This window comes from Agromyces molybdatiresistens (assembly GCF_052748445.2).
Window position 1 is genome coordinate 1,222,504 of the sequence record NZ_CM188258.1, and the last position, 14,763, is coordinate 1,237,266.

12 protein-coding genes and 1 tRNA gene are annotated in these 14,763 nt (G+C 70.9%); 10 read left to right on the forward strand and 3 right to left on the reverse strand.

Annotated features, from left to right (window positions below; all coding sequences use genetic code 11):
* The first annotated feature begins 7 nt into the window (after nucleotides 1-7).
* The 7 genes from ACULK2_RS05550 to ACULK2_RS05580 all read left to right on the forward strand — a co-directional run bounded on the left by ACULK2_RS05550 (nucleotide 8) and on the right by ACULK2_RS05580 (nucleotide 8,576).
* Complete coding sequence (locus tag ACULK2_RS05550; RefSeq protein WP_445970345.1) at nucleotides 8-1,135, forward strand: hypothetical protein; 1,128 nt, start codon at nucleotides 8-10, stop codon at nucleotides 1,133-1,135.
* Nucleotides 1,125-1,817: a response regulator transcription factor gene (locus tag ACULK2_RS05555; protein WP_445970344.1), complete on the forward strand. Its 693-nt coding sequence runs from the start codon at nucleotides 1,125-1,127 to the stop codon at nucleotides 1,815-1,817. The genes ACULK2_RS05550 and ACULK2_RS05555 overlap by 11 nt, the downstream gene beginning before the upstream one ends.
* Nucleotides 1,818-2,435: a thymidine kinase gene (locus ACULK2_RS05560; protein WP_445970343.1), complete on the forward strand. Its 618-nt coding sequence runs from the start codon at nucleotides 1,818-1,820 to the stop codon at nucleotides 2,433-2,435. It begins immediately after the preceding gene.
* 174 nt (nucleotides 2,436-2,609) lie between these two features.
* Complete coding sequence (locus tag ACULK2_RS05565) at nucleotides 2,610-4,088, forward strand: sugar transferase (RefSeq protein ID WP_445970342.1); 1,479 nt, start codon at nucleotides 2,610-2,612, stop codon at nucleotides 4,086-4,088.
* Between the two features lie 67 nt (nucleotides 4,089-4,155).
* Nucleotides 4,156-5,985, forward strand: coding sequence for a DUF4012 domain-containing protein (locus tag ACULK2_RS05570; protein ID WP_445970341.1), 1,830 nt, complete (start codon nucleotides 4,156-4,158; stop codon nucleotides 5,983-5,985).
* 164 nt (nucleotides 5,986-6,149) lie between these two features.
* Entirely contained in the window at nucleotides 6,150-7,451 is a 1,302-nt protein-coding gene (locus ACULK2_RS05575) for a UDP-glucose dehydrogenase family protein (RefSeq protein WP_445970340.1), read from the forward strand.
* Between the two features lie 21 nt (nucleotides 7,452-7,472).
* Entirely contained in the window at nucleotides 7,473-8,576 is a 1,104-nt protein-coding gene (locus tag ACULK2_RS05580; RefSeq protein ID WP_445970339.1) for a DUF418 domain-containing protein, read from the forward strand.
* 105 nt (nucleotides 8,577-8,681) lie between these two features.
* Here ACULK2_RS05580 and ACULK2_RS05585 read toward each other — a convergent pair.
* The 3 genes from ACULK2_RS05585 to ACULK2_RS05595 all read right to left on the reverse strand — a co-directional run bounded on the left by ACULK2_RS05585 (nucleotide 8,682) and on the right by ACULK2_RS05595 (nucleotide 12,427).
* A tRNA-Pro gene (locus ACULK2_RS05585) sits at nucleotides 8,682-8,758 on the reverse strand.
* A 112-nt stretch (nucleotides 8,759-8,870) separates the two neighbouring features.
* Complete coding sequence (locus ACULK2_RS05590; protein ID WP_445970338.1) at nucleotides 8,871-9,848, reverse strand: metallophosphoesterase; 978 nt, start codon at nucleotides 9,846-9,848, stop codon at nucleotides 8,871-8,873.
* Nucleotides 9,845-12,427 carry a transglycosylase domain-containing protein gene (locus ACULK2_RS05595; RefSeq protein WP_445970337.1) on the reverse strand — a complete coding sequence of 861 codons (2,583 nt, stop codon included), beginning with the start codon at nucleotides 12,425-12,427 and terminating at the stop codon, nucleotides 9,845-9,847. Before ACULK2_RS05595 ends, ACULK2_RS05590 begins: the two co-directional genes overlap by 4 nt.
* Before the next feature lie 134 nt (nucleotides 12,428-12,561).
* On the opposite strand from ACULK2_RS05595, the gene sp36 reads away from it, so the two are divergent.
* The 3 genes from sp36 (at nucleotide 12,562) to ACULK2_RS05610 (ending at nucleotide 14,688) form a co-directional block, all read left to right on the forward strand.
* On the forward strand, nucleotides 12,562-12,789 hold the full coding sequence (sp36, locus tag ACULK2_RS05600) for a Sp36 family protein (protein ID WP_445970336.1): 228 nt from the start codon (nucleotides 12,562-12,564) through the stop codon (nucleotides 12,787-12,789).
* Nucleotides 12,789-13,265, forward strand: a complete 477-nt coding sequence (locus ACULK2_RS05605) for a RidA family protein (protein WP_445970335.1) — start codon at nucleotides 12,789-12,791, stop codon at nucleotides 13,263-13,265. Before sp36 ends, ACULK2_RS05605 begins: the two co-directional genes overlap by 1 nt.
* 487 nt (nucleotides 13,266-13,752) lie before the next feature.
* Complete coding sequence (locus ACULK2_RS05610; RefSeq protein ID WP_501044969.1) at nucleotides 13,753-14,688, forward strand: DUF559 domain-containing protein; 936 nt, start codon at nucleotides 13,753-13,755, stop codon at nucleotides 14,686-14,688.
* Nucleotides 14,689-14,763 lie beyond the last annotated feature (75 nt).

The following is a 14,763-nucleotide window of genomic DNA, read 5'->3' on the forward strand; positions in this document are numbered from 1 at the left end:
CGGCACGATGCGACTGACCCAGCAGGAGGTCGACCCGATCGGCGGCGTCGCCGCAGCGCCGCTCGTCCCGATCGGCGCAGTGCTCGCCGTGGGCGCATCGGTCGCGCTGACCGCGTGGCACTGGGACGAGGTCGGCTCGCCGATCGCTGCGGCGCTCGGCATCATCCTCGTCGCCGTCGCGGGCATCGTGGCATCCGTCTCGGTGCGGGCCACCAGTGCGCCGTTCACCGTCGACCGGCTCTGGTACGTCGTGGCGCTCGCGGTCGCGGGCGCCGTCGCCGAGTACCTCAGCACCGTCGGGGCGGACCGGTACCTCTACGACGACTACGGCCCGCTCGTGGTCGGCATGCTCATCCTGTCCCTCGCGCCGTTCTGCACGTGGATCTCGCTCCTGCTCGCCGGCGCGGTGGCCGCGGCCGTGCTCGCGATCCTCGCCATCGGGACGGCGGACTCCAGCGCGCTCGACGTGCCCGCCGCGGTGCTCGTCACCGTGAACTCGGTCGCCGTCCTGGCGCTCTCGGCGGCGGCAGCGGCCTACTCGGCGACCATCGTCGGCGCCAGCCTCGAGTGGCAGCGGCAGGCGAACGCGACGGCGCTCGAGCGCGACGGGCGTCTCCGGGAGGGCATCGTCCGGTCGGTGCAGCAGGGTCGGGTCTCGGTCCTCGGCCGCGAGGTCCTGCCGTTCCTCGCGCACGTCGCGGCCGCCGACCGCATCGAGGTCGCCGACGCCGATCGGGCGCGCGAGCTCGCGGACATGCTCCGCCGCGCGCTGAAGGCCGGGATCGAGTCGACCTGGCTCGACGACCTCGCCTCCTCGCTCGACGCGGCGCGCGACATCCGCATCACCGTCGACGACCCGGGCGCGACCGCGTCGCGACTGCCGAGCGACCAGCGCCCGGCCCTGACCGCGCTGCTGTCGTGGTTGTCCGGCGACGACCGTGCCGAGTCCATCCGGGTGTCGGTCCGGGCGGACGACGGGCACGCGCGCGTCACGGTCGACGCGGTCGTGGCCGGGTCCGCGCCGGCGCGTCGCGACCTCGAGCGGTTCGTCGCGGCGGCGCGATCCGCGGGCGTGCGCGGCGAGCTCGAGCTGTCGCGAGAGAATGTCCGGGTGGAGTTCCGCTATGACGCCTGACACCGACGCGCCCGATGGGCCCCGAGGCGATTCCGACGCCGAGGAGACGGTGCGCGTCGCCATCCTCGACGACCATGCGCTCATCGTCGACGGACTGGCCGCGTGGATCGCCGAGCACGCGCCAGACCTCGACGTGGCGATCCGCACGACGCAGTGGCTCGACCTCATCCGGCACCCCGACTTCCCGGTCGACCTCGTGCTCATGGACCTGCAGCTCGGCGACTCGGTCTCGATCGAGTCGCGCATCCGCGCGTGCCGCGCGGCCGGCGCGTCGGTCGTCGTGGTCACGGCACTCGACGACGCGGAATCGCGCGAGCGATGCCTCGCCGCCGGCGCCGACGGGTTCGTGCCCAAGACGCTGCCGCTCGGCGAGGTCGTCGGGCTCGCGCGTCGCGCCCTGCAGGGCGGTCGCGGAGCGACGCTGACGATCCGCGGCGACGAGCCGATCGGCGGTGTGGCTGCGCCATCCGATGCCGCCCTGAGCGCCGCCGAGCGGCGCGCCGTGGCACTCTACGTCCAGGGCCTGTCGACGGCCGACGTCGCCGCGGCGATGGAGGTCGGCTACGAGACGGCGAAGACGTATCTGCGCCGGGCGCGCGACAAGTACGCGAAGGTCGGCCGGCCAGCGGGCCGCCGAGCCGAACTGATCCGCCGAGCGGCGGAGGACGGGATGCTCGAGTAGATGGCGAAGCTCTACTTCCGCTACGGCGCGATGAACTCCGGCAAGTCGACCGCACTGCTGCAGGCCGCATTCAACTACGAGGAACGCGGTCACCGCGTGCTGCTCGCGAAGCCCGCGATCGACACGAAGGGCGACCGCGACATCGTCTCGCGGCTCGGCGTCGTGCGCGAAGCCGACTTCACGATCGCTCCCGAGGACCAGGTGCTCGACGTGTTCCAGCGGCACCGCACGCCGGTGATCGAGGAGCACGGCCGCGACGTCAGCTGCCTCCTCGTCGACGAGGCGCAGTTCCTGAGCGGGGAGCAGGTCGACGACCTGCTGCGCATCGCGCTGCTGGACGACATCCCCGTGCTCGCCTACGGCATCCGCACCGACTTCCAGACCGTCGCGTTCGAGGGCAGCCGTCGCCTCCTGGAGGTCGCGCACAGCCTGGAGGAACTGAAGACGATCTGCCGCTGCGGACGGAAGGCGATCTTCAACGGGCGCCGCATCGGCGACCGGTACGTCTTCGACGGCGACCAGGTGGCGATCGACGGCGTCGAGGTCGCCTACGAGTCGCTCTGCGGCGTGTGCTACCTGCAGGAGAGCGGCGGGCGGCTGCGCGGCCGCCACGGCTGATCGGCCGTCGCGACATCGCCGCTCGGGTGGTTCTCCCCAGTTCGGGGGGCACTTTCGACCCGGTCCTCCGATATGAGGACATCCGGGGATAACCTGTCCATGCCCGCCGACCCGAACGGCGGGTGCTCGGGGGTCGGAATCGGGCCCCTCGAGTCACGGCGGCGGAGGTGGTGCATGACCCTCACGCGGCAGCCCACCGAGACGAGTCCGGCGGAGGTGGTCGCCGAGTGGCAGCGCGCCTACGCGCGCCGGCTGCTCGTGACCGACCTCATCGTCATCGTGTTCGCGGTGTACGGATCGCAGTTCATCCGGTTCGGCACGACCGGCACGTCGCTGCGCATCCCCGGCCTCGACGGCGACGCCGACTACCTGCTGAGCTACGCGCTCGTCTCCGCCATCCTCGCCGCGGGCTGGTTCGTGTCCCTGTCGATCTTCGCGACCCGCGATCGGACGATCATCGGTGCGGGGACGGCCGAGTATCGACGTATCGCCGACGCCAGCATCCGCGTCTTCGCGGTGCTTGCGATCGGCGCATTCCTGCTGCGTTCCGAAGTCGGTCGCGCGTACGTGCTCGTCGCCTTCCCGCTCGGGCTCGCGCTGCTCGTCACGGGGCGCTGGGCGTGGCGCAAGTGGCTGCTGCGGCAGCGGGCCGCCGGTCGGTTCCTGCACCGCGCCATCCTGATGGGCGAGCGGCAGAAGTCGGTGCACGTGGCCCAGCAGATCGCGCGCGACGGCATCTCCGGGATCCTCATCGTCGGCGCCGTCACCGAGCACGGCGAGGCGTCCCATGAGCTCGCACCGGGCATCCCCGTCCTCGGGGCGTACGACGCGATCGACGTCGCGCTGCGCGACGCCCGCGCCGACACCGTCGTCTTCACCGGCGCCGACACGATCGACCCGCGCGGCATGCGCGAGCTGGGCTGGCAGCTCGAGGCGACCTCCACGAACCTCATCGTTGCTCCGGCCATGACGGATGTCGCGGGTCCGCGCATCCACGCTCGACCCGTCGCCGGCCTCCCGCTCATCCAGGTCGACTATCCCGAGTTCACCGGTCGCAAGTACGCGGCGAAGCGGGCCTTCGACGTCATCGTCTCCGTCATCGCCCTCGTGATCCTCAGTCCCGTGTTCCTCACGATCGCGGTCCTCATCCGGCGCGACAGCGACGGGCCGGCGATCTACTCGCAGGAGCGCGTCGGACTGAACGGCGAACGCTTCCGCATGCTGAAGTTCCGGTCGATGGTCGTCGACGCCGAGGCGCAGCTGCCGACCCTGCTCGACCGCACCGACGGCAACGGCGTGCTCTTCAAGATGCGCTCCGACCCGCGCGTGACCCGCATCGGCGCCATCCTCCGCCGCTACAGCCTCGACGAGCTGCCCCAGTTCGTGAACGTGCTGCGCGGCGAGATGTCGCTCGTCGGGCCGCGGCCGCCGCTCGCGGCCGAGGTGGAGCGCTACGACGACTGGGCGCGCCGCCGCCTGCTCGTGCGGCCGGGCATCACCGGCCTCTGGCAGACGCAGGGCCGCTCCGACCTCTCGTGGGACGACAGCGTGCGCCTCGATCTCTACTACGTCGAGAACTGGTCGCTGACCGGCGACGTCATCATCATCTACCGCACCGGGCGGGCGGTGCTCCGGGCACAGGGCGCCTACTGATGGCGTGTCCGGATCGTGACCCCGCTCGGGGTCGTCTCCCGGCGAGCCGCGTCTACGATGGGGCATCGTGACGACCCCTGACTTCGTGCTCGCACCGGAGCGACAGCACCGCAGCTCCGGCGGTGGCAGCCGCCGGCGCCGCCGCCGTGGTCGTATCCTCTTCCACTCGATCTTCTGGCCGCTGCTCGTGCTGCTCATCGTCGGTGGCGGCCTCGCGGCGTGGTGGCTCGCGACGAGCGCGCTCGCGGTGCGCGACGACCTCGAGACCGCTCGCGCCCAGGTCGTCGCGTTCCAGAAGGCCGCCGACGAGCGGAACGTCGCGGAGCTGCAGCCCATCGCCGACGAGCTCTCCGTCGCGGCGTCCAGTGCCGCGGCGCCCACTGCGAACCCGGTATGGCGGATGGCCGAGCTCGTGCCCGGGGTCGGGGAGAACGTCCGCGCCGTCCGCATCATCGCCGAGGGCGTCGACGACGTCTCCGAGCAGGTGGTGCAGCCCGCGAGCGGGCTCGTCGGCTCGTTCGGCATCTCACGCGACGAGAGCGGCGCGCTCGACCTCGAACCGATGCGACAGGCCACCGAGATCGCGGCCGACGCCCAGTCCATCCTCGACCGGCTCGAGGAGGACCTCGCCGGCATCGACACCGATGCGACGATCCCCCAGGTCTCCGACGCGGTGACCCAGTTCGACGAGGTGGTCGCGAGCGCGCAGGAGACCCTGCCCGGCATCAGCGCGGCGCTGGCCGGCGCGGGTGCGATGCTCGGCATCGACGGTCCGCAGACCGTGCTGCTCGCCTTCGAGAACAACGCCGAGGCGATGCCGCTCGGCGGCGGCCCGGCCGCCCAGACGCTCCTCAGCGTCGACAACGGCACCGTGAAGATCGACCGGCAGGTCTCGAGCACCGAACTCGACACGCAGGCGCCGATCGCCATCGAGCTCGACGAGAGCGCCGATCAGCTCTACGACGACATCATCCGGACCGAGATCAACGCGACCACGAGCCGGCCCGACTTCCCGACGGCCGCGGCACTCCTCCGAGCGCGCTGGGATCGCGACCTTGGCATCACGCCGAACACGGTCGTCATGACCGACCCGATCGCCGTGTCCCGGATCCTCGAAGTGACCGGACCGGTCACCCTGCCCGGCGGCGAGCAGCTCACGAGCGACAACGTCGTGTCGAAGCTGCTCAACGAGATCTACTTCCGCTACCCGGAGGGCGGCGCCGAGTCCGACGCGTACTTCGCCGCGGCGTCCGCCGCCATGTTCGACAAGATGATGGCCGGTGAATACGACATCTGGCAGATGGCGCAGGCGCTCATCGACGTGACCAATTCGGGCAGCCTGATGATGTGGACCGAGAACGAGCCCACGCAGGAGCTCTTCGCGGGCTCGCGGCTCGACGGCACCCTGCCGCAGACGAACCTCGGCGCCACCGTGCTCGGGGTGTACTTCCGCGACCGCTCGATCTCGAAGATCGACACCTACCTGCACACCGCCGCGAAGGTGACGACCGACACGTGCACGCCCGACGCCCCGACGTACACGGTCGAGGTGACGTTGCGCATGGACATCCCGCCCGAGCTGCAGTACTCCCTGCCCGAGTACATCGACTCGCGCGAGCCCGGCGCGTACCGCACCGAGGTCTTCCTCTACGGGCCCGTGGGCGGGTCGACCACCGAGGTGGCCGTCCCGAACCCGGCGAACGGCACGACGACGGGCCCGTCGGTGACCGACCTGGGTCGCCCGGCGGAGAAGTACACGGTCGACATGGTGAACGGCCAGACCGCGGTGGTGCGGGCGACGTTCGCGGGCACGCCCGATGACGCGGCGGTCGAGGTGCGTGCGACGCCGATGATCAATCGCACCGGCGTCGAGGTCGTCGAGGCGCCCTGCGGCTGAGCGCCCTGAGGCTGAACCCGGCCCGAGGCCGTCCACCGGGCCCGGAGCGACTACCCTGAGAAGGCACTCCGTCTCGTGCGCGAGTCGTCGAGTGCAGGCATGACACGGCCGCGCTCCCCGAGCGGTTGCTCGCTGCGGGCGCGGTCCAACACCGGAAGGACCCCATGAAGATCTCGGTCATCGGCTGCGGCTACCTCGGCGCCGTGCACGCGTCCGCCATGGCGGAGCTCGGCCACGACGTGGTCGGCATCGACGTCGACGAGCGGAAGATCGGCGAACTCGCCGCGGGGCGCCCGCCGTTCTTCGAGCCCGGCCTGCCTGAGATCCTCACCTCGGCGACCGCATCCGGCCGGCTGCGCTTCAGCACCGACATGGCGGATGCCGCGGGCGCGGAGGTCCACTTCCTGGCGGTCGGCACCCCGCAGGCCGCCGGCACCCATGCGGCCGACCTCACGTATGTCGACGCGGCGTTCGAGGAGCTGATCCCGTACCTCGGCGACGGCGCGCTCGTCGTCGGCAAGAGCACGGTGCCCGTCGGGACCGCGTCCCGCCTCGCGGAGCGGCTCGCCGAGGTCGCCCCGCACGCGAGCCTCGCCTGGAATCCCGAGTTCCTCCGCGAGGGCTTCGCCGTGAAGGACACGATCGAGCCCGACCGCCTCGTCTACGGCGTGGCCGACGACGCGGCCGCCTCGACGCTCGACGAGATCTATCGCGCCGCTCTCGACGCGGGCACCCCCCGCATCGTCACCGATTACGCGACCGCCGAACTCGTCAAGGTCTCCGCGAACGCGTTCCTCGCGACCAAGATCAGCTTCATCAATGCGATGGCCGAGATCGCCGAAGCGACCGGTGCGGATGTCACGCAGCTCGCCGATGCGATCGGCCACGACGCGCGGATCGGCCGCCGCTTCTTGAACGCCGGCGTCGGCTTCGGCGGCGGCTGCCTGCCGAAGGACATCCGCGCGTTCTCGGCGCGCGCCGAGGAGCTCGGTCGCGGTGAGTCGGTCGCCTTCCTGAAGGAGGTCGACGCGATCAACCTCCGTCGCCGCCAGCGCGTCGTCGACCTCGCGGTCGAGGCCCTGGGCGGCTCGGTCAACGAGCGCCGCGTCGCCGTGCTCGGTGTCACGTTCAAGCCCGACTCCGACGACGTGCGCGACTCGCCTGCGCTCGACGTGGCCGTGCAGCTCAAGGGCCTCGGAGCCGACGTCGTCGCCACCGACCCCGAGGGCATCGAGAACGCGCGCCTGCGCCATCCGCAGCTCGCCTACGAAGCGTCCACCGAGGAGGCGCTCCGTGGCGCCGACCTCGTGGTGCTCGTGACCGAGTGGGGTGAGTACCGCGAGCTCGACCCGGCCGCCGTCGCCGGCCTGGTCGCCAATCCGGCCGTGATCGACGGTCGCAACGTGCTCGACCCGACGGGCTGGCGGGCCGCGGGGTGGACCTACCACGGCCTCGGCCGCCCGTAGCGAGCGCCGCCCGAGGCCGCCATGCCGGACGACGCCGCATCCCGCAGCGCGGCACGTCGCAGCCCGGCATCGCGCATCACCGGAGTGGATGCCGCGCGCGGCATCGCCCTCATCGGCATGTTCGTGGCGCACGTCGCGCCGGTCGTGCCATCCGCTGAGGTCGGCGAGCTCATCGCGTTCGCGGACGAGCGCCCGCGCCTGCTGTTCGCGCTGACCGCCGGCGTCGGATTGGGGCTGATCACCGGCGGCACCCGACCGCGCACCGGTGAACGCGCCGAACTGCGGCGGCAGATCGCGATCCGAGCGGTCATCCTCCTCGCTCTCGGGCTGTTCGTCATCGTGTTCCTGCAGCCGCTCGTGATCGTGATCCTCGACGTCTACGGCATCGCCTTCCTCGCCATGCTGCCGCTGCTGTTCATCCCCGCGCGGGTGGCGCTGGTGATCGGGGCCGCGGCACTCGCGATCGCGCCCGCGCTGGTCGCTCTGGCCGAGCGGGACCAGGGGATCCAGGTCGCTGCCGCCGGCGACCTCGGCATCGTCGTCGACTGGTTCCTCACCGGTTCCTACCCGGTGATCATCTGGGTTCCGGTCATGCTCATCGGGCTCGCACTGGCCCGAGCGGATGTCGCGTCGCGCCCCACCGTCGCCCGGTACGCGCTCGGCGGCACGCTCGCGGCGGTCGTGTGTCTCCCGCTCGCGGCGGCGCTGCCCGGGAACCAGGTGCTCGGCGCCGACCCGTCGGCGGACTGGATGATCCCCGCGCGCGCCTCGCTCGAGACCGTCGGGAACGTCGGAGTGGGGCTCGCCGTGCTCGCGCTCGTCATCGCACTCACGGCGATCGCGACGTCGCCCGTGCGCCGGGTCTCGACGACGCTGCTGTCACCGATCACCGCCACGGGCACGATGCCGCTCACGATCTACACGGGGCAGCTCGTCGTGCTGTCCCTGTCCAAGCGGGAGGGAGCGGGTGGCGTGCCGGTGGATGACTCGTGGGAGCTGCTCATCGGGCTCATCGCGGGTTCGATGCTGTTCGCCTGGCTCTGGCGGCGGTACGTCGGGCGCGGGCCGCTGGAGATGCTGCTGAGGGCCGCGAGCGGGCGCGATCGCGCGGAGGCGTCGGGCTGACCGGTCGGATGCCGCGAGCTGCACCCGACGGCCGACGCCGCCCCGCGGCATCCGTTCCACCAGCCGGAAACGGCGGAAGCCCCTCCCGGAGGAGGGGCTTCCACATGGTCGGGGTGACAGGATTTGAACCTGCGACCTCTTCGTCCCGAACGAAGCGCGCTACCAAGCTGCGCCACACCCCGATGGCCCGTGGGCCTCAACAAGGATAGCCGATAATTCCGGCGGCTCCGACCACGGTCGTTCGCGGGGCGGGCCCGTGGCGGCGCGGGTCGCGACACCATCACTGCGCCGCAGTCAGCGCGCTGCGGTCAGCGTGAGCAGGGTCGCCTCGGGCGGGCACGCGAAGCGCACGGGGGCGTAGATCGACGTGCCGAGACCGGCGGAGACATTGAGGAACGCCGAGCGCAGTCCGTGCCGCCAGACGCTCAGGCCGCTCGCCTGGGCGCGGGGGATGTCGCAGTTCGCGACGAGCGCGCCGTAGCCGGGCAGGCAGACCTGGCCGCCGTGCGTGTGGCCGGCGAGGATCAGCTGTGCGCCGTGCGTGACGAACGAGTTCAGCACGCGCTGATACGGCGCGTGCGTGACGCCGATGGTCACCGTGGGCCTCCGCGTGACCGGGGTGGAGCGATCCGGCCACGCCTCGTCGCCGAGCGGGTCCTCCGACCGCAGGTCGTCGATGGCCGCCGTGATGAGGTCGAGCCGATCGTACCCGCGGTGCGGGTCGTCGACGCCGAAGAACTCGAGGTGCGTTCCGCGAAGGTCGAGGCTCGTGGCGGCGTTGTCGACGTCGGTCCAGCCGAGTTCGGCGAAGTACTCGTGCAATGTCGCCGTGTCGAGTCGCTTCGCCCGGGCCACCTGACGCGAAGGCCCGCCGAAGTACGCGAACGGGTTCTTCAGCACCGGGGCGAAGTAGTCGTTCGAGCCGTTGACGAACACGCCGGGCACGCCGCGGAACGCCGCGAACGCCCGCCGGATTCCCTCGATCCCGCGCTCGTGTCCGAGGTTGTCACCGGTGTTGACGATCAGGTCGGGCTCCAGCGCTGCGAGCGACGCGACCCATTCCTGCTTGCCGGTCTGCCAGGGCGCCATGTGCAGGTCGGAGACGTGCAGCACGCGGATCGGCGCGGAACCGGCCGGGAGCACCGGCACGTCGACGCGACGCAGTGTCCAGCGCGTGCGCTCGACGAGGCTGCCCCACGCCAGTGCGGCGAGCGCCGCCACGCCGACCGCTGAGGCGATCCGCGTGGCGGCGCTCGAGGCTCGGGGACTCACCCGTCGTTGCTCCCGCCATCATTGCCGCCGGGAAGATCCGGCCCCTCTGCGCTCAGCTTTCCGACGACGATCGTCACGCGATCGCCGGACTTCGCCGATGCTCCCGCGTCAGGGTCCTGCGAGATCACGACGCCATCCTGCGTCGGATCCGTCGTGTCCTCCTCGCGGACCTGCACCTTGAAGCCCGCGTCCCTCAGCGTCGATTCGGCCGATCCGCGGTCCATCCCCCGGACGTCGGGGACACCCGTGACCTTGCCGTTGCTGATGAGGACGCGGACGAGCGAGCCGCGGCCGGCCTGACCGGACGGGTCGGTGCCCGCGACCATGCCCTTCGGCTGGTCGCTGTCGACTTCGGGGCCCTGCTCGAACTGGAAGCCCGCCGCCTCGATCGCCTGCTTGGCCGCGTCGACGCTCAGCCCCGTGACATCCGGGATGGTGACGAGGACCTGCTTGAAGAACTCGGCCTTCGGCTCGGTGAACGGCCCGCCGCCGTACTTGTTGTCGGCGACCGTCATGATCGCACTCCAGATGCGGTGCCGGGCCGAGGCGCCGTAGCCGCTCGCGAAGTCGATCGAGCGCAGGCTCGTACGGTTGTCGCCGCCGGTCACGTTGCCCACCCAGACCGCCGTGGCGACCTCCTTGCTGGCGCCGTTCATCCACGTGTCGAACGCGTAGTCGGTCGTACCGGTCTTGCCGATGTGCGGCACGCCCGTGTAGGTCTCGGACTGCGACGCGGTGCCGCCGGCGAAGGTCTGCGCCATCGCGTACTGCATCGCGTGCGCGACGTCCGCCGTCACCGACTGGGTGCAGGTCGTCTTCGGCGGTGCGATCTCCTCACCGTCGGAGGCGACGATCTTGTCGATGGCGACGGGGGTGCACGTCTTGCCGTCGTTGGCGACTCCGGCGAAACCGGCCGCCATCGTCAGCGGGGCGATCTCCTGCGTGCCGAGCACATCGGAGGGGTACATCGTGAGGTCGCCGCCGTCGGCGCGGTGCATGCCGAACGCCTGGGCGGTCTTCTTGATGTTGCAGAGGTCCATCTGCTGCGCCATGGCCATGAAGCTCGAGTTCACCGAGTACTTCGTCGCGTCGACGGCGTTGTTCGCGGTCGTCGAGTCGTCGTTGTTGGGCTCGTACGAGCCGACGAAGTCGCCCTCGCACGAGTTCGTGAAGCTGGTGAACGCCCGCTTCGAGCCGTTGAACGACTCGAGCAGCGAGTGGCCCTCGTTCAGCCACTCGGCGAGGGTCCACACCTTGTAGGTCGAACCCGGCTGGAAGCCGCTCGACCCGCCGTAGTCCTGGTCGGTGCTGTAGTTGACCGCCGAGTACTCGTTGCTGCTCGCGAGCACTTCGGGGTCGGCCGAGTACTTCTTGTTCTGCGCCATCGCGAGGATCCGGCCCGTGCCCGGCTCCACGCTCACGGCCACCGAACCGACGTCGAACCGGGGGTCGCTGAACGGGATGTTCTCCGCGATCGCCGTCTCGGCACGGTTCTGGAGGTCGAGGTCGAGGGTCGTGTAGACTTGGAGGCCGCGCTGCTGCAGCAGGACGGAGCCCTCGTTGACGTCTTCCGTCTCGGGGTCGTCGTACTGGTTCCGGATCACGTTCGCGACGTAGTCGCAGAAGTACGCGGAGCCCTCGGCCGTCTGGCAGCCGGTGCTCGGCTCGGTGATCTTGGGGGCGACGGGCTCGGCGATCGCCGCGTCGTGCTCCTCCTGCGTGATCTTCCCGTACTCGAGCATCTCGCCGATGATGTAATCGCGTCGCTGCTTGTTCGCCGCGTACGGCACGGTCTCACCGTCGACGACGGTGGCGGCCCCGTTCGTCTCGCTGTCGGGGCGGTCGAGGCGGAACTTCTCGGGGTGGTTCACGATCGCGATCAGGCTCGCGGCCTGGGCGAGCGTCAGGTCCTTCGCGTGGGCCCCGAAGTAGTACTGGGCCGCCGATTCGATGCCGTACACGCGACCGCCGAAGGCGGCGATGTTGAGGTAGCCGAGGAGGATCTCGTCCTTCGTGGACTCCTTCTCGAGCGCGATGGCGTAGCGCATCTCCTTGAGCTTGCGCTCGGCGGAGACCTCGGTGGCCTCGGCGTACGCCGCGTCCTTCTCCTCCTCGGTCTGCGCCGCGTTCACGCCGTTGTTGATGAGCACGTTCTTGACGTACTGCTGCGTGATCGACGATCCGCCCTGGACGTCGCGACCGGTGACGGTGCTCACCGCACCGCGGACCGTGCCCTGGATGTCGATGCCGCCGTGCTCGTAGAACCGCGGGTCCTCACCGGCGATCGCGGCATCCTTCGCGTACTGGCTGATCGCATCCCACGGGACCTCCTCGCGGTTCTCGTCGAAGAACGACGCGAGGTGTGCCACGGAACCGTCGGAGCGGGTGGCGTAGATGTCCGTCTTCTCGGAGAGCTCGCCGACCTTGAGGTACGCCGGGAGGTTCTCGAACATGTTGATGCTGTTGTTCGCGGCCATGCCCGTGACGGCGAGCGCAGGGGTCACCGCGGCAGTCACGAGGATGCCGGCGAGCGCGCTCATGCCGACGAAGCCGAGGACTCCCGCGGCGGCATCGCTCATCGTTCGATTTTGGGCAGACATAGAGTGGAGCCTAACTGAGGAAGGCTGGCAAAATCCGGCATGCCGCAGGGCCGCAGCGCCCACGGCCGGCTGAGCCTCAGGATAGCCGCCCGTTCCGACATCGAGGAGTCGCCATGCCCGCCTGGGAGTACATCACCACCCCGCTGCTCATCCACAACACCGCCGCGATCCTCAACAACTGGGGCTCCGAGGGGTGGGAGCTCGTGCAGGTCGTGCAGGGCCCCGAGGGCGGCCTCGTCGCGTACCTGAAGCGCCCCGTCGGCGGGGAATCGTCGGTCGCGGCATCCGCCGGAAAGGCCGCCGCCGCGCAGGCCGCCAAGCAGTTCGAGGGCGACGCCTGATGGCCGCCGTCTCCGTCGAGGCCCGCCTCGCCGAGCTCGGCATCGAGCTCCCGGACGTCGCCGCCCCCGTGGCCGCGTACGTGCCGGCCGTCGTGACGGGCAACCTGCTCTACACGTCCGGCCAGCTGCCGTTCGTCGCGGGCGCCCTGCCCGCCACCGGCAAGGTCGGCGACGGCGCGGGCCTCGTGCCCGCCGCCGACGCCGCGGAGTACGCGCGCCTCTGCGCGCTGAACGCCCTCGCCGCCGTGAAGTCCGTTCTCGGCTCGCTCGACCGCGTGACCCGCGTGGTGAAGGTCGTCGGCTTCGTGGCATCCGATCCCGCCTTCACCGGCCAGCCGGGCGTCGTCAACGGCGCGTCCGAGTTCCTCGGCGAGGTCTTCGCGGACGCCGGCCGTCACGCCCGCTCGGCGGTCGGCGTCGCGGTGCTCCCGCTCGACGCCCCGGTCGAGGTCGAGCTCGTCGTCGAGTTCGCGTAACCCCCGGCGGCCGCGGCGGGCCCGCCGGGCCTGCGGGCGCGTCGGGCCCGCCGGGCCTGCGGGCGCGTCGGGCCCGCCGGGCCTGCGGGCGCGTCGGGCCCGCCGGGCTCCGGGGCGCCTCGCGGCGCCGTCCCCGCCCCGCCCTCAGTCACGGGACCCCACCGGTTACAGGAGAATCCGCGATCTGCAGGACGGTTTCCGCGGAACCGTCCTGTAGATCGGCGGAACTCCGGTCAACAGAACCGGGCCGGGCGGGTGCCGCCGCCCCACCGGATACAGGAGAATCCGCGATTCGCACGACGGTCCCCGCGGATTCGGCCTGTAGATCGACGGGCATCCGGTGAACAGCGCCGGGTGGATCGGATGTCGCTGCGCTGGCGCCCTGGACGGAAGCCGTCTCGTCCTGCACACCGCCCGGCCGCGCCGCGCTGCGAACGCACGCCCGAACGAGCGCCGCGCCCGCGCGTGGAGTCGCGACGATCGTCGCATGACGCGAATCGCACCGCACGCCCTCGTCGAACGATTCGGGGGCATCGCGCACCGAGCGGATCTCTATGAAGCCGGCGTCCGCCGGGACGCCGTCCGGGCGTCGATCCGACGGGGGACCCTCGTACCCGTGCGCCGCGACTGGGTCGCGACCTCGGGGTGCGATCCTGCCCTGATCCGGGCCGTTCGCATCGGCGGCCGGTTGAGCTGCCTCTCCGCTGCCGCGCACCTGAAGCTCTGGCGGATCGACGACGGCAGCTTCCACGTCTCGGCACCATCGACTGCGAGCCGTCTCAACCTGAGTTCTCGACCGCAGTCCGGCCCCGTCGCGGAGACGGTGCACTGGTCGGCGCCGATCGTCGAGGTCTCCAACCGGATGGCGATCGACCCGTTGGAGAACGTCCTCGCCGCGATCGCCCGATGCCAACCGCACGAGAACGCGGTGGCGGTCATCGACTCCGCGCTCAACACGAAGAAGATCCGCAGGTCGGAGCTGCTGCGACTGGCGGCGAAGGTGGGCGGACGGTTCGCAGACGCGGTCGCCGCATCCGACTCTCGCGCCGACAGCGGCCTCGAGACGTTGCCGCGACTTCGACTTGCGCGGCGTGGGGTGAGGATGGTGCCGCAGGTCCGGGTGGACGGACACGAGGTCGACGGGCTCGTCGGTGAACGGCTCATCCTCCAGTTCGATGGAGACGCATTCCATTCGACGAAAGAGCAGCGGCAGCGAGATCGCGTCGAGGACGTTCGGCTGGCGCTGCAGGGCTTCACCGTCCTCCGGTTCGGAACCCCCGATGTGATGCACCACTGGGAAGCGACGGAGCGGCAGATCCTCTCAGCTGTCGCCCTGCGGCTGCACCTGTGGTCCGGGCCGGTTGACCTCCGACCGACTTCCCAGGAGATACTTCGAATTGCAGGAGGTCCCGGGCGGTACTGACCTGCGTATCGCGGATTCTCCTGTGAACGGCCCGCGGGCGGCACGGCAGCGGTCGGCCGCCTCACAGCCCACCCC

Coding starts and splice junctions, on each gene's coding strand:
- ACULK2_RS05595 (WP_445970337.1), bottom strand. CDS start 12,427: ATGAGCGATGCCGCCGCGGGAGTCCTCGGCTTCGTCGGCATGAGCGCG.
- sp36 (WP_445970336.1), top strand. CDS start 12,562: ATGCCCGCCTGGGAGTACATCACCACCCCGCTGCTCATCCACAACACC.
- ACULK2_RS05575 (WP_445970340.1), top strand. CDS start 6,150: ATGAAGATCTCGGTCATCGGCTGCGGCTACCTCGGCGCCGTGCACGCG.
- ACULK2_RS05610 (WP_501044969.1), top strand. CDS start 13,753: ATGACGCGAATCGCACCGCACGCCCTCGTCGAACGATTCGGGGGCATC.
- ACULK2_RS05580 (WP_445970339.1), top strand. CDS start 7,473: ATGCCGGACGACGCCGCATCCCGCAGCGCGGCACGTCGCAGCCCGGCA.
- ACULK2_RS05605 (WP_445970335.1), top strand. CDS start 12,789: ATGGCCGCCGTCTCCGTCGAGGCCCGCCTCGCCGAGCTCGGCATCGAG.
- ACULK2_RS05555 (WP_445970344.1), top strand. CDS start 1,125: ATGACGCCTGACACCGACGCGCCCGATGGGCCCCGAGGCGATTCCGAC.
- ACULK2_RS05550 (WP_445970345.1), top strand. CDS start 8: ATGCGACTGACCCAGCAGGAGGTCGACCCGATCGGCGGCGTCGCCGCA.
- ACULK2_RS05565 (WP_445970342.1), top strand. CDS start 2,610: ATGACCCTCACGCGGCAGCCCACCGAGACGAGTCCGGCGGAGGTGGTC.
- ACULK2_RS05560 (WP_445970343.1), top strand. CDS start 1,818: ATGGCGAAGCTCTACTTCCGCTACGGCGCGATGAACTCCGGCAAGTCG.